Below are 14050 nucleotides of genomic sequence, written 5' to 3'. Positions count from 1 at the left end.
CGGCCGGCGCGTCGCTGCCTGCGGCCGGCGCGCCGCTGCTTGGCTGGCCGCCTCGCGCGGTGCTAACGGTGGTTTGGCCATGCCGACCGCGCGCCGCGCCTCCGTACTGCGGCTCGATCCCCCGCCCGCCTCGTCCTCCGCCGCTTTCTCTTCCTTTCCCGCGTCCCCGCGCGCGACGCCCCGGCCGGTCGACGCGCTCGATCGCCACTTCGCGCTGGAGGTCCCGCGCGTGTTCTCCGAGGCGGAGCGCGCCGCGCTCGTCGCGGGTGTCCGCGCGGCCCGCGCCGAGTGGACTGCCGACTTCGGAGGCGAGCAGTTCTCGCTCGGGCGCGCCTTCTACACGCACCTGGAAGAGGGACGCTCCCGGGTCTATTTCGCCGACGCGGCGGCCTCGGATGCGCGTGTCGAGCGCCACCTCCCCGGGCTCCAGCGGAGGATGCGCGAACTCGTCGCGGCGCTCACCGGCGGGCTCGCGCAGCCCCGGCGCGGCTTCTGCGGGCCAGGCGTCCACATCTTCCCTGCGGGGGAGAAGGTCGCGCGCGAGGGCGGCGTCATCCACTTCGATACGGAGGGGCTCTCCGACTACCACCTTGCCCGCCGGCTCCGCGCGATCACCGTCGTCGTGATGCTGGAGCTCCCGGACGCGGACGGGGGGCTCAAGCTGTGGGATGTCCTCTACGACGGGCGAGACGACCCGGGCGACGAGGCGCTCGCCGCGCGGAGCCTCGTCGCCGGCTACAGCCCTGGCGGCGCGCTGGTCATCGACAGCTACCGCCTGCACCAGATACAGCCGTTCCCGGGCGACCGCGACCGCATCTCCGCGACGGTGCACGCGGCCGAGATCGACAGCGGCCGCTGGGAGACGTGGTTCTAGCACCGCTGTGTCACAGCCGGAACCTCCCGGTCGCCGCGGCCGACGTGGCGCTGCTCCGTGGCGGCATCGCCTCCCTGCCCACGGCGGCGTGCTCGCGCCAGCGCACCGGCTGCGGACAGTGACAGCCTGGTCGCTCGGATAGCTCAAAGTGACCGTGCAGGTCACATCGATCCCATCGCCCACCCTCGAATCCCATCCACCCCGATCTGTTCCAAGCATCGCCCTGTGTCACGGGTGACGCGCAGATGAAGGCCTGCGCCGACGAATGCCGCCGCTGCGCCGCCGCGTGTCGTCGGGTCGCGCAGATGCGCCCGGGCGGGGCGGCCGGCGCGGGACACCAGAGCGTGCCCTGAGACCGGCCGGGGCGCCGCGCGGGGCGGCGCTGGTCGTTCGGCGGCTTCCTCGGCGCGGTCATGGGCGCGGCGCTCTTCCCGCCCGGCTCGGTGGCCGTGCGTGGCGCTACGTGGACGCCATCGCCTTGGTCCTCTTGTTCCGCTGGACCGCGGGTCGCCTCGGCGGTTTCGTGGCCTTCGATCATCCCGGCAAGGTCACGACCTTCTTCCTCGGCCAGCAGTACACGGACGGGCTCATCCGGCACAACCCCGGCCTCGAGGAGGCGCTGTACATGATCCCCGTCACGGCCGTGGTCGTCGCGCTGGGGCAGAGGTGACCCCTGGGTCACCGCGCCGCGACCACACCGGTCACAACTCAGGAGCACCGAGCCGCGCCTCGATGGACGAGAACTGATGCCACATGAGGAGATCGTCTGTGGCCCTGGAACGCACAACGAGGCGGCCGCTTCGCACCTCCACCGGGGCGATCGAACCTGGCACGGGAACTTCCATCCTCCCGGCGGCCTTGAAGCCCTGGCATGGCGCTTGCGCAGTCATGGGGTGTTGGCCCGGATCGGCCCGAGTAAGGAGCTCACCATGTTCATCCCTCCATCCATTCACGGTTCTCTCCTCCTTTTGTTCGCCTCCTCCGTAATCGCGTCGGGCTGCGTCGTCGACGCGTCGTCCGATGCGGGCGAGCCCGTCGGTGATACGTACCAGAGCTTCGATGAATGGAAGGCCAGCCTCCCGCGCGATCCGAACGACGGCGCTTATCTCGTCGACGGCGACATCGGCGTCCACGACGACGTGACCCTGAAGGGGCTCTCCGCCGCGTACCAGCAGCCGGGGGCGCTCATCGTCAACACGCGCAGCGACGGGAGCGATGACCGCTGGAGCGACGAGCAGAAGATGAACCTGACGTATTGCGTCTCTCCGCGCTTCGGCGACGATCATGACGCGGTGGTCGCCGCGACGCTGTCGGCCGGGTCCGCCTGGGCGAGCGCCGCCGCCGTCCGCTTCGTCTACGAGCCCGACCACGACGAGGCCTGCGAGTACGACGAGGAGCATCCCGTGCTGTTCGAGGTCGTCCCCGCCAGCGGCACCACGTACAACGGGCGAGCTTTCCTTCCGAGCATGGTCGCGCGGGGGTATCACCAGGTCTTCGTCGATCTAGAGAACATCGCGCGGGCCACCTCGAGGACGCTGACCGGGGTCCTCCGGCACGAGCTCGGGCACGTCCTCGGCTTCCGGCACGAGCACGCCCGGCCGGAGGGCAACGGCGCCTGCAGGGAACGTCCCGGTTGGCGGGCGCTCACGCCGTATGATCCGGGGTCGGTGATGCACTACAACGCGGAGAGCCGGTGCGAGGGCACCAACGGGGGAGACTACGTGCTGACCTGGCTCGACAAGGCAGGGGCGGCGGAGCTGTATGGCGAGCCTTGATGAGCTCCTCCGCGACGGGTGACCGCTGGCGGCCGGTCTCCACGTCGCGCCGCCCGCGGCGCGAAGGATGTGACCGACAGGTTTACAATTCATAGGACCCATGCGGTTACCCGCAAAGGCCGAGGACCGAAACTCGCGGGCAGATTCGCTGAAACGACGTGGCGTGCACGTCGTCGCACTGTGATCGGGCGGGACGTGGGCTGCGACCCGTAACATCCATGAAGTGAGCGGGGCGCGCTCAGGCTTGAAGGATTGATTGCTCACTCGGCGGATCGCCGCGAGGGCTGTTTGAATCAGCCTCCACGCCTACGCCGGTGGCCAGCCGTCCCCAGCAAACGCCGGGGCGATGGCAGCGGCCCCGAGCCACTCCCGCGCGAGCTCCAAGATCGGCCGAGGGCGAAGCCGAGGTTGTGCCGGCCCGTGATGAACGGCCCTCCAGGCGGTAGCGCTCCGCGAAGACCGTCGCTGGTTGCACGGGGCGAGTATCGGCTATCGGCGCGCCGGGTCGGGGTGTAAAGGTCGGGGCGGCCGGCGGGTGGGCGTCTCGCCCTTCAACGCCTCGTGGACCTTCTCAGTACGGTATCCCCCGGTTCACGCGATTACACGATCTTCCGCAGGTAGTGGAACTTGGGATCCGTCAGATCGTCGGCCGTCAGCGCCCAGCCCTCGTCCCGCGGGATCAGGTAGATGACGTCCGACTTCACGCTGGCGAAGCTCACGTGACCGAGGTTCTGGAGGATGTGGCCGAACACGTCGCGGCGCCACAGGCGATCCTTGGGGATGTCGCAGACCGTGCGGAGCATCCGATCCGTGGGTGAGCCCTGGATCAGCAGGAACGCCATCGTGAAGGTCAGGTAGCGGGGCTGGCCGCGGTACGGGTCCGGCGTCCCCGACGGCCCCTTGCGCGCGCCCTCCTCCGTGATCATGCCGCGGGACCACATGCCGTAATCGTTGAGCGCCCGGGAGTCGTCGTCGAAGTAGTCCCAGCACCCCTTCTCGATGGCGTGCAGGTTGGACAGCAGCGCCATCTGCGCGCGGCGGTACTGGTACCACTTGTATTGCAGGCTCATCTTCTCGAACTGGACCTGGACGGCCTCGTGCAGCGCGCGCTGCAGCGTGCTCCCGGGGTCCATGCGCGCGCACACCTCCATCGCGAAGATCGAGTGCTCCACGGTCAGCCTCCGTATCCGCCCGAAGCCCGGTTCCACGAGCCGCTCCGGCTGAGCGCCGCGCCGAGGATCACGCCGGTGCCGAGCGCCACGACGACTGGCACCGTCCCGAAGGCGTCCGGGATCGGCGACACCCCGCTCGACGCGGCGCTGCTCGAGAACGGCGTCGCGCGCTGCTTCGGCACGTACAATTTGCCGGGCCTCGGCGCGCTCGGCTCGACCGGCGCCGGGCGAGGGGGCGGCCCCCACGGATAGTCGATCCAGAACCAGCCGTGCGACGCGGCGCGGCCGCCATAGTAATAGGGAGGCCAGTCCTCGGTCTCGTTCGCGGGCTTCGGCTCCGCCGGGTCGGCGGCGAAGACGTTCGCGGCCATCAACCCGACATCGAGCCGGCGCGACCGGAACGCAACGAGGTCGTCGTTGAGGTCGTCGGACTCGGTCGTGTCCCTCTCCGTGGGCACCACATAGAGCACATGGCGAACCCCTCTGTCCCAGAGCGCATCGGCGGACGGCAGCCTCGCGACATGCCGGTTGTCGAACTGCGTGGCGTCGTCCGAATAGGGCGAGAGCCGCTGTCGATCGAGGACGAACATCGTCGCGCGGGGGCCGGGAACGGAGCGGGCGAAGAGCGGCTGGTAGTACGCCGCCGCGGCGAGCGTCAGGTGCGCCTTGACGACGCCCCGCGGGTGCGGCCAATTGTCGAACGTGAACACCGGGTCGAACGCCTCCGCCGCGCCCGCGGCGAAGGCCACCGACTCGGGGCCGTCGAGATCCACGATGACCGCGATGTCGCGGCGGAGGCCGCTGTCCGTCCGGGCGGCGAGGAGCAGCGACGCGAGCGCCTTGCCGCTCCGGTAGGCGCGGTCCATCGCCGGCGTGAAGATCGGCCGGAGCACGTCCCTGAGCGGCGTGATGGGCGCCGGATCCCCCTCGGCGACGAGCGTGGGCACGGCCGACGGCGACTCGAACAGCGCGGGCACGTAGTAGGCGCGCGCGCCCTCGTCCGCCGGCCTGAGGTCGGTGGACATCCTCGCGAGCGCGGCCCGGTCGAACGGCTTCTTCGACTCGCCGTCGAACGTCACGCTCTCCTGCGCGGCGCCGAAGCTCCAGCCGAACGTCCGCTGCATGTCGAGCGCCCGCTTCCGCTGCACCGCTGTCTCATCGCCCGAGCACCCGTCCGCGGCGACGGCGATCGCGGCCGCCACGCCGACGAGCCCGACCGCGCCGAGCGCGGCCAGGATCGCGTTCCGCCGCGACGCGTCCTTCGGCGCGTCGGCCAGGCCCTTGTGCCACCACCGCGCCCCGACGATCCCTGGCTTGTCGAGCACCTCGTCGCGCTCGAACGGCTCGTCCATCTTGCTCACGCGGCGGCCTCCCCGGCGCCCTGCGGCGCGCGCTCGGCCGGCGCCGGCGGCGCGACACCGACCGCCCTGGCGTGGTCGCGCCGGAGCGCCTCGATGAACTCCGGCGTGAAGGTGCCGTCGATGCGCACCGAGTACCTGAAGTACGGGTCCGCCTCGACGCCGTGGTAATCGTGATCGTTGAACCAGTAGGCCCGACCGGCGACCGCCGTCTTCCGCCGCGCCCGCTCGTCCCACAGGAAAAGGCGCTTGTTGCCCGCGGGGCAGAGCGTGATGAAGTGGTCGGGCTCGCTGTCCGGCGCTCTCCCCTCCCCCGGCGCGCTCTCCTCCCCTGGCGTCCCCTCCCCGTCGTGGTGCACCGTGCCGTGATCGTTGGCCTCGAGACCCATGATGTTGCAGCGCCCTATCGACGAGAACGGCAGGCGCTTCACGTAGGCGATCGTCCTCGGGAAGAACGACTTCGCCAGGCGGGTGAAGTCCTTGCCTTCACTCCGGCTCTTGTCGCTCCAGGTGCGGTTCGGGATGAGCTCGACATAGACCTTCCAGGGGAAGTACACCCCATGGCGGAACTTGAGCCACAGCATCTGTCGCCGGGAGAGCGGGATCTCGCGCTCCTCGCCGAACTCGAGCGCGGCGCGCGCGGAGCTCTCGATCGACGAGGGGTCGTCCGAGAGGCGCTGGAACGTGGCGAACTCCTCGTCGCCGAGGCCGCGGATCACCTCGCCGTAGTCGGCGAACGCCTCGCCGCGGCGCGACGGCGGCATGATGCCCATCGCGCGGTGGCTGCCGCCGGTGTAATCGATCGGCACCTGCGTGAGCCCGAGGCAGATCTCCTCGTGGATCTCGCCGAGCGGGGCGAGATCGAGGTACGGCTCGAGATCGATATAGGGTCGCGCGAAGATGCCGTGGATGCCGGAGTCACAAGGAGGTTCGACCATGGGTCCGCCGCGGGAGCCAGGGCGTCACAGCCCGGCAGGCCTACCCATATCACAAAGCGCGGGGCGCCCCGCAAACCCCGAAGCCCGCCTGCGCCTCGCGGCGGCGTGACGCGAGGCTTGGGCTTGTGAGGGCGCGGCGCGTTCTGTAGCGTGCGTCCCATGGACCTGTCCTACGTCATGGGGTTCGGGCTGGGCACCACGCTCGCTCTGCTCGCCCTGCTGCGCATCGGGCAGAGGGTCTTCTCGCCGGCGCACACGGTCGCCCGCGATCTCACGGAGAGCAACGCCGCCCGCCGGCTGCTCACGGTGGGCCAGGTCCTCGCGGTGTTCCTCGTCGCCGCGAACGCCGTGAAGAACTGCCTCGAGGGGGAGGGCTTCGCGCGCGACCTCCTCTGGGTGAGCGCGTTCGCCGTCGTGGGCCTGCTCCTCGTGCTGGCGACCGGCCAGCTCGGGATCCGCCTTCTGCTCAGGGCGCGGCTCCCGGCCGAGATCGAGCGCGGCAACGCGGCCGCGGGGCTCGCGGCGGGCGCGCACTACGTGGCGACCGGGCTCATCACCTCGCGCGCGATCGCGGGCAAGGATCTCGGCGATCTCGCGATCTCGCTCGGCTTCTTCGTCCTCGCGCAGATCACGCTGCACGTGTTCATCTCGCTCTTCCGGGCGCTCACCACGTACGATGACGCCGAGCAGATCCAGGGAGAGAACCTCGCCGCCGCGCTGAGCTACGCCGGCGCCTCGATCGCGGTGGCCATCATCATCGCGCGGGCGCTGGAGGGCGACTTCGAGGGGCTCTTCATCTCGCTGAAGGGTTATGGCGGGGTGCTGCTCTATCTGTTCGCCCTCTACCCTGTGCGGCAGCTCCTCGTGCAGAGCGTGCTGCTCGGCGCGCCGCTCGCGCTGCGCGGCGGCCGCCTCGACGCCGGCATCGCGGCCGACCGCAACGAGGGGCTCGGCGCGCTCGAGGCGACGACCTACCTCGCGACCGCGATCGCCATCGCGCGCCTCCTATGACCTCCGCTGACCGCGCCTACGACGCCTTCGCCGCCAAGATCGTCGATACGGGCCTCATCACCGACCCCTGGTGCGACGGGGCCCCGCGCTTCCGCGAGGAGCCGGTGTTCGTCACCGCCGCCGAGCAGCGCGCCCTGTACCGCGCCGCCGAGGAGGTCGCGGCGGTCTACAACGAGCTTTGCCTGATCGTCGCGGACGAGCCGTCGCTGCTCGACGACTTCTTCTGTCTGACACCCTGTCAGAAGGCGATGTGGCTCTCGTCACAGCCGCTGTGGCACGGCATCGCGCGCGCCGACGTCTTCCTGACGGACGAGGGCCCGGCGATCGCCGAGCTGAACTGCGACACGCCGACGGGCGAGGCGGAGGCGGTCGTGCTGAGCGCGCTCGCGGCGCCGGATCACCCGGGCGCGCGCGACCCCAACGGCGAGCTCGGCGCCCGGTTCTGCGCGATGGTGGACGAGGTCGCCCGCGCGCTCCTCGGCGAGGCCGCGACGCGGCGCCTCGGCTTCGTCTATCCGACGGAGTTCACCGAGGACCTCTCGGTCGTCCGCCTCTACCGGCGCTGGCTCACGGAGCGCGGGTATTCCGTGCTCCTCGGCTCGCCGTACAACCTCGGCCACGACGACCGCGGCCTGTCGCTCTTCGACGTCCCCTTCTCGGTCCTCTTGCGCCATTACAAGACAGACTGGTGGGGAGAGCGCTCGAGCGTGTGGACCGACGAGCAGATCCCCGACGCCGAGCCGCTCGCCGGCCCGCTCGGCGCCGTGCTGTCCGCCGCCGCCGACGGGCGCGCCGCCATCCTGAACCCGCTCGGGGCCGTGCTGCCGCAGAACAAGCGCTCGATGGCGTTCATGTGGGAGCACCTCCATCGCTTCTCGCCGCACGCGCAGTCGGTGATCCAGCGTCACGTCCCGGTGACATCGCGGCTGGAGACGGTGCACCCCGAGCTGCTCCTCGCGCAGCGCGAGGAGTGGGTCCTGAAGAGCGATTACGGCGCCGAGGGAGAAGAGGTGATCCTCGGGCGCCACACCCCCGACGAGGTCTGGCGCGCGTCCCTGGCCAAGGCCCGGGAGGGGCGGTGGATCGCGCAGCGGTACTTCTCCGCCCTGGAGAACGCGCGGCGCGAGTCGGTCAATTACGGCATCTACCTGATCGCCGGCGAGGCCTGCGGCATCTACGCGCGCGTCCAGGCCGGGATGACGGACGCGGCGGCGCTGAGCGCGCCGGCGCTGGTGCGGTAGGCGCGTTCGCAGGGCGAGCGCGCCCGCGGGCGGCTACTGGGCGGGGCGGGCCGGGGCATCCATGGCGCGCACCGCGCGGAACGCGTCGGCGGTGGCCTGCGTGTTCTGCGTCGTCACGATCTGGAGCCGGTCCCCCGCGCGCCGCGCCGTGTGCACCAGGATGCCCTGCATGTCGGGCACGGGCTGGCCATCCGGGGTGACGACGCCCGTCAGCTCCCATGCCCAGCGGACGACCGCGATGTCCGGCGCGACGAAGCGTGTCTCGACACGCACGCTGGCGAGGCGGCTCTTTGCAAAGACGCTCTTGTGAATGCCGACGTGATTCGCCCGGATCTCGTCCCGCCCATGCCACCACATCCCGAAGATGTTCACGAAATCGGCGTCCTCCGCTTGAAGCGCGGCGAACGCATCCATGTCGTGCCGGTTCCAGGCGTCGTTGAAGGCGGCGACGAGCTGCTCCCCCAGCGCCCGCTGCTCGCGGGCGTCGGGCGCCGCCGCCGCGATGGCCGGCGCTGGCGCCGCCGGCGCGACAGGCTGGGGCGTCGCGGGGGCGCACGCGAGGACCAGGAGCGGCAGCGCGGTGATGGCGAGGGCTCTATGCATGGGACGCCACTTACTGCGAACCGGCGCGGAACGTCAACCGGCGCGCTCGATCCTGGCTGCGGGTCAACCCGCTGTCCTCGCGGGCGATAGAGCTGCCTCGATCCCGCGGAACAGGCGTTGACCCGCTCGCACCGTCATCGAGGATCAGCGCTCGACCGGATCGCAGGTTGCCAGGGCGGCCGCGGACAGGTACGCTTGGGTGTCCGCCGGGCCCGCTCCGCGCAGTGCCCGGCGGTGCCGTTGAGGCGATGAGCAGCGCTTGCGATCAAAGTATCCAGAAGGACCTCGTGTTCACCGCGCAGCGCGATGCCGGCCTGACCTCATGACCACGACCGGGGCGCGACGACCCGGCGACACGACCCAGGTTGACGGATGAGAAGAGAGATGCATCGATTTGTCTTCAGGACGTGCGGAACCCTGGCCACGATGTGCCTGCTCACGCTCGTGGCATGCGGTGACGACGAGGCCTCCGACGAGACGTCGACGTCGGGGAGCGGGGGCGCAGGCGCTTCAGGCTCGTCGGCCTCGACAGGCTCGGGCGGCGCGGGCGGGTCAGGCGAGGGAGGCGGGGGCGGCGGCGCGACGGGCTGTCCAGAGCTCGCTGGCCGCATCCCCATGCCGGAGCTCGGTCCGTGGATGTATGGGCCGCATCCCGGACCGTGCTCCCAGACGGACATGGAGACGGACACGGGACAGGAGACGTCGTTCGTCTACGAATATGACGGCCAGCGTCTCGTCGGAGCGGTCGAGACGCTGGGCAGCGAAACCCACACACACACCTTCGACTACGAGGGCGAGCGCATGGTCCGCATGACCCGGACTGGCGCGGCCGACACCCGTGTCCTCGAAATCGACTACAACGACGACGCGCGGGCGATCACCTATGGTAACGACGACTACTTCGTCCGATACGATCGCGATGACCAGGAGCGCCTCACGCAGCTGACGTTCGACCGCTTCACGGATGCTCTGCCGACCATCACGACGGAGATCGTCTACGAGGGTTGTCGTCTCCTCCGCCGGGAGCAGGGGGTGAACCCGCTCGACGGCACGCCTAGCCTGTCCTTGCCGGGCTTCACCTACGTCTTCGACGGCGATCTGCTGGTCGAGCGCCTCGGGGAGACGTTGCACACGGTTTACGACTACAGCTGCTGGTGATCAACCCGGCGGGGTCGCCGGCGCGTGGCCGCCGAGCGCGCGCACGTCGGCGGCGGCGCCTGTCTCGGTCCATCCTCGGCGGCCGGAGGACACGCGATGAGCCTTGGCCTTGACGCCCCTGCCGACGAGGCGGGCGTCAGTCGACGCTGACGCTGGTCACGGCGGTCCAGTCGTTGCGGCCGTCGGCCGAGACGAAGTGGAAGCGGAGCGTGTCCTCATGGCGAGCGGTCGAGACGACGGCCGCGCACGCGCCGATGAAGTCGTCCTCACGGCAGGTGTCGCGGAGATCGCCGCCGTCGTCGAGCACGCCGACGCGGACCGGGGCCGCGTGCTCCCGCAGGTACGGGGCAGCGATCAGCTCGGCCGGGGCCAGCGGTGATGGGACGGGCGCGTCGAGGTCCCAGAGGCGAAGGTGCTTTGCGTCCGTGAGATGGGCGTAGAGCCGCTCGACTTCCTTGCCAGCGTCCTCCTCGACGGCGAGGGCGAGGAGCAGGACGCGGTCGTCCTCGCGGGCGCGAGCGCGGGCCTTGAACGAGAGGGGCGCGCGCAGCGTGACGACGGCGGGGAAGCGGCCCTCCGGCGGGCGGAAGCGGACCAGGGTGCGGCCCAGCGGACGAGGAGGCGTGAGCCCCGCCGGGCCGCTCGGGTCATGGGGAAAGAGGAGGTACGCGGCGAGGAGGAGGACTGGCTCGGGCGCGCCGCGGAGGAGGCCGTCGTGACCGGAGGCGAGCTCGAGGGCGGTGACGTCGAGGCGGAGGCGGAACGAGCGCACGCGCTTCGCGGGCGGCGCGGCGGCCGCAGGCGACGCGGAGGCTGCAGGAGACGCGGGAGACGCCGGGCGAGGAGCGGAGGACGCGCCGCCCTTGCGGGACCTGCCTTTGCGCTTTCGGGCCATCGGGGGAGCCCGGAGATACCATGGACCGGCGGCGCTCGGGCGATCGGCCGCGCGCGGGGGCGGCGACGACGGCGGGCGGCGCCGCTACCGGCCGGCAGGGTCCTGGCAGTAGAACGCCTTCAGCTGCTCGTAGAGCTCCGGGTGCTTCGCCCTGAGCTTCCGCGGCTTCTCGAAGAAGGCCTCGGTGACGACGGCGAAGAACTCGGCCGGGTTCGTCGCGCCGTACGGGTCGATGACCGTGCGCATGAGGCTCGCCTCGTCGCGGAGGAGGCGCTCGTACTCGCGGCCGAGGATGCGCGCCCACGCCGCGTACATCGAGCGCTCGGGCAGCTCGGGCGCGCCGTCGGCCGGGCCTTCCTCCTGGTCGAGCTGGTGCGCGAACTCGTGGAGCACGAGGTTGTGACCGTCGCTCATGTCCGCCGCGCCCGCGAGCACGCCGTCCCACGCGAGCACGACCGACCCCCGCGACCACGACTCTCCGAGCCGCGCGTGATCGCCCTCGACGACGACGCCCCCCTCCCGCACCTCCCGGCCGCGGGCCACGTAGGTGCTCGGGTAAACGAGGACGACCTCGAGCTCGGGGTAGTAGTCGGTCTCGCGGTGCAAGAGGAGGAGGCACGCCTGCGCCGCCACCGTGACCCGGATCTCGTCGGTGATCTCCAGGCCGCCGCACCCCTCGAACGGCTTCTCGTCCAGGAAGACCTGGATATGCCCGAGGAGCTCCTGCTGGTCCTCGGCCGGAAGGCGGCCGAAGCAGGGCACGTTCCGGTCGAGGATCTCGCGCCATGCAGGCGGAAAGGGCTCACGGCGGACGGCGTCGCGCCGCCGCTTCCTGAGAAAGGCCAGCATCGACGACCACCTTACCCGCTCGCGTGGCGCTGTCGGAAGAGCGGTGAGCGGTGCTCGAGGAGTGCCCGTACCGCAGCAACGGATCAGCAGCGGCTGCTTCCATGGCAGCAACGAGGGTCCACGGCGCCGCCCTGAGCAGGCGTGCCGCCTGCGGCGGTTCGTCAGAGCCGGCTCTGCGCCTACGCCTGCGCCGTCGCCTGCGCCGCGCCGGCCGCGCGTACGCTCGACGCGGGCACCGCCTCCGGCGCCGATCCCGCCTGGCTCAAGCGCCGCTTCGCCTCGGCGACGACCTCGCTCGGCAGGGGGCCCTTCCTCGCGAACTCCAGGTTGTCGCGCAGGTGCTTCGGGTCCCGGGTCCCGACGATCGTGGTGCTGAGCCCCGGGTGCGACAGCGTGAAGCGCAGGGTGAACTCGATCCGGGTCAGGCCATCGAGCAGCTCGTCGAGCCTGGCCCGCTCCCACCGGTCCTGCATCGTGGTGCCCGGCAGCATGTAATTCGTGCGCTGCCAGTCGGTGGGCGCGCCGCGCGCCACGCCGCCGCGGATGATGGTCCCGGCGCCAGCCTGGGCGGCCTTGCCGATCACCTCTTCGTGCTCGCGCTGCAGCGCGGAGTACGGGATCTGGAAGGCGTCGAAGACGCCGAGCTCGATCTGCTCGACCAGGTTGGGCAGCGTGCCCGAGACACCGAGGAAGCGCACCTTCCCCTCGCTCTTGAGCTTCAGCGCCTCTTCCAGGGCGCCGTCTTGCTCGAACTCCTGCCGGGTGAGGCTCCGGTGAAACTGCACCAGATCGAGGTGATCCGTCTTCAGCAGGCGCAAGCTGTTCTCCACGCCGTGCCGGATGTTCTGCGCCGTATGCACGTGCTCGCCCTGGGCACCGCCGACGACGCACCCGCATTTCGAGGCCAGGAAGTACTCGCGCCTGCGGTGCGAGAGGAAGCGTCCGATTCGCTCCTCGCTGCGACCGTAGTCGATGGACGTGTCGATGAAGTTGATCCCGGCGTCCAGCACGCCGTTCAGAATGCGCTCCGCCTCCTGATCCGAGAGCTCAGGGCCCCGCGGGGCGCCTCGCAGCTCCATGGCGCCGAAGCCGAGGGTGGTGACACGGACGCCGGTGCGTCCGAGCAGGCGAGTGGGCAAATCGGTCATGATCTTCCTCCGAGAGCGAACACGAGCTGGCCGCAGCGGCTGGCTGCGCCCCTGAGGGATGTTTGTATTCCGCGCCACACACAGGACGCGTGATTCGCGGCAGCGCTGGGCGCACCCGCAATCTGCATCTGCAGAGTCTGCAAACCGTGAGCCAAGGGCGGGCCAGGCGGAACGCCTCTTGACGCCGCCGCCCCTCGCAGAAACCCTGGCTCCGCTTCCGTGACCCCGCGCCCCGCGACCCAGCCGGCCACGGTCTTCGCGCAGGCGCTCGGCATCGCGGTCGCTACCGCCTCGCAGCGTGACGGCATCGCGCCGGCCGAGGTGTGCGCGCGGGCCGGCGTCGACCCCGCGGTGCTCGGCCGCCCCGACGCGCGGGTGACGCACGACGAGCTCTGCCGCGCGTGGACCGCGCTCTCGGCTGCGGACGAGTCGTTCGGCCTGCGCGCCGCGGTGCTCGTCGACGCCGCGCCTCAGTCGCTCGTCGAGTACACGTTCGCGAGCGCGGGCGACGTGCGCGGCGCGGTGCGGGCGTTCCTGCGCTTCCAGCGGCTCATCCACGACGCGGCCGCGCACACGTTCGAGGAGGGGCCGGCCCAGGTGACGTTCCGCTTCGCGCTCGCGCCCGGCCACACGGCTCCGAGCGCGGTGTGGGACTACCTCGCGGCGACCACCGTCCTGCGCTTCCGGCGCGCCGCCACGCCGCCCCGCGAGCCCACGGTCGTCCGCCTCGTGCGCCCGCCGCCCGCGGACGACGCGCTCGCGCGCAGCGTCTTCCGCGCGCCCATCCGCTACGGCGAGCCGCGCGCAGCCTCCAGCGCCGCCTGTCCGAGCGCGGGACGAGCTTCCAGGCGATCGTCGACGACGCGCGGCGCGCGATGGCCGAGGAGCTCCTCGCGGCGCACCGCGCGACCGTCACCGAGGCGGCGTTCGCGGTCGGGTTCACCGACGTCGCCGCGTTCACCCGCGCGTTCAAGCGCTGGAACGGGGTGCCGCCCGGCGCGTGGTCCCGCCGCCGCTGAGTCGCTCCG

General features: G+C 71.1%; 14 protein-coding genes and 1 pseudogene. 8 read left to right on the top strand and 7 right to left on the bottom strand.

Annotated features, from left to right (window positions below; genetic code table 11):
- Positions 1 to 79: 79 nt before the first annotated feature.
- The 3 genes from WMF27_RS16865 (at position 80) to WMF27_RS16855 (ending at position 2649) form a co-directional block, all read left to right on the top strand.
- Positions 80 to 874, top strand: a complete 795-nt coding sequence (locus tag WMF27_RS16865) for a hypothetical protein (RefSeq protein ID WP_437767859.1) — start codon at positions 80 to 82, stop codon at positions 872 to 874.
- Between the two features lie 478 nt (positions 875 to 1352).
- On the top strand, positions 1353 to 1544 hold the full coding sequence (locus tag WMF27_RS16860; RefSeq protein WP_437767860.1) for a hypothetical protein: 192 nt from the start codon (positions 1353 to 1355) through the stop codon (positions 1542 to 1544).
- Between the two features lie 259 nt (positions 1545 to 1803).
- Positions 1804 to 2649 (top strand): hypothetical protein, encoded by an 846-nt coding sequence (locus WMF27_RS16855; protein ID WP_437944283.1) that lies wholly within the window; start codon positions 1804 to 1806, stop codon positions 2647 to 2649.
- Positions 2650 to 3248: 599 nt separating this feature from the next.
- On the opposite strand, the gene WMF27_RS16850 is transcribed toward WMF27_RS16855, so the two are convergent.
- From WMF27_RS16850 to WMF27_RS16840, 3 genes are read right to left on the bottom strand one after another with little or no spacing between them, the layout of a single operon-like run.
- Positions 3249 to 3821, bottom strand: coding sequence for a hypothetical protein (locus WMF27_RS16850; protein ID WP_437767862.1), 573 nt, complete (start codon positions 3819 to 3821; stop codon positions 3249 to 3251).
- Between the two features lie 2 nt (positions 3822 to 3823).
- On the bottom strand, positions 3824 to 5173 hold the full coding sequence (locus tag WMF27_RS16845) for a hypothetical protein (RefSeq protein ID WP_437944534.1): 1350 nt from the start codon (positions 5171 to 5173) through the stop codon (positions 3824 to 3826).
- Positions 5174 to 5178: 5 nt separating this feature from the next.
- Positions 5179 to 6117 (bottom strand): hypothetical protein, encoded by a 939-nt coding sequence (locus WMF27_RS16840; protein WP_437944282.1) that lies wholly within the window; start codon positions 6115 to 6117, stop codon positions 5179 to 5181.
- A gap of 159 nt (positions 6118 to 6276) precedes the next feature.
- Here WMF27_RS16840 and WMF27_RS16835 point away from each other — a divergent pair, with 159 nt between their 5' ends.
- Positions 6277 to 7128 (top strand): DUF350 domain-containing protein, encoded by an 852-nt coding sequence (locus tag WMF27_RS16835; RefSeq protein WP_437553418.1) that lies wholly within the window; start codon positions 6277 to 6279, stop codon positions 7126 to 7128.
- On the top strand, positions 7125 to 8369 hold the full coding sequence (locus WMF27_RS16830; RefSeq protein ID WP_437767864.1) for a glutathionylspermidine synthase family protein: 1245 nt from the start codon (positions 7125 to 7127) through the stop codon (positions 8367 to 8369). Before WMF27_RS16835 ends, WMF27_RS16830 begins: the two co-directional genes overlap by 4 nt.
- Before the next feature lie 33 nt (positions 8370 to 8402).
- On the opposite strand, the gene WMF27_RS16825 is transcribed toward WMF27_RS16830, so the two are convergent.
- Positions 8403 to 8972 (bottom strand): SgcJ/EcaC family oxidoreductase, encoded by a 570-nt coding sequence (locus tag WMF27_RS16825; protein WP_437944281.1) that lies wholly within the window; start codon positions 8970 to 8972, stop codon positions 8403 to 8405.
- A gap of 384 nt (positions 8973 to 9356) precedes the next feature.
- On the opposite strand from WMF27_RS16825, the gene WMF27_RS16820 reads away from it, so the two are divergent.
- A complete protein-coding gene (locus tag WMF27_RS16820) occupies positions 9357 to 10130 on the top strand; it encodes a hypothetical protein (protein WP_437944280.1) in 774 nt (257 codons plus the stop codon).
- 136 nt (positions 10131 to 10266) lie between these two features.
- Here WMF27_RS16820 and WMF27_RS16815 read toward each other — a convergent pair whose 3' ends face one another.
- The 3 genes from WMF27_RS16815 to WMF27_RS16805 form a co-directional block, all read right to left on the bottom strand.
- Positions 10267 to 10902: a hypothetical protein gene (locus WMF27_RS16815; RefSeq protein WP_437767867.1), complete on the bottom strand. Its 636-nt coding sequence runs from the start codon at positions 10900 to 10902 to the stop codon at positions 10267 to 10269.
- A gap of 207 nt (positions 10903 to 11109) precedes the next feature.
- A complete protein-coding gene (locus tag WMF27_RS16810; protein WP_437944279.1) occupies positions 11110 to 11874 on the bottom strand; it encodes a zinc-dependent peptidase in 765 nt (254 codons plus the stop codon).
- Positions 11875 to 12053: 179 nt separating this feature from the next.
- Positions 12054 to 13022: an aldo/keto reductase gene (locus WMF27_RS16805; RefSeq protein WP_437767868.1), complete on the bottom strand. Its 969-nt coding sequence runs from the start codon at positions 13020 to 13022 to the stop codon at positions 12054 to 12056.
- A 219-nt stretch (positions 13023 to 13241) separates the two neighbouring features.
- Here WMF27_RS16805 and WMF27_RS16800 point away from each other — a divergent pair.
- Positions 13242 to 13772 (top strand): annotated as a pseudogene (locus tag WMF27_RS16800) (AraC family transcriptional regulator ligand-binding domain-containing protein); the annotation flags it as partial.
- The gene (locus WMF27_RS16795) at positions 13670 to 14041 is read left to right on the top strand and encodes a helix-turn-helix domain-containing protein (protein ID WP_437769841.1); all 372 of its coding nucleotides are present in this window, start codon (positions 13670 to 13672) and stop codon (positions 14039 to 14041) included. The pseudogene WMF27_RS16800 and the gene WMF27_RS16795, both read left to right, overlap by 103 nt.
- Positions 14042 to 14050: the final 9 nt, after the last annotated feature.

Source organism: Sorangium sp. So ce281 (genome assembly GCF_051527395.1).
Classification (GTDB): Bacteria; Myxococcota_A; Polyangia; order Polyangiales; family Polyangiaceae; genus Sorangium; species Sorangium cellulosum_B.
This window is presented reverse-complemented; position numbering and strand designations above follow the sequence as displayed.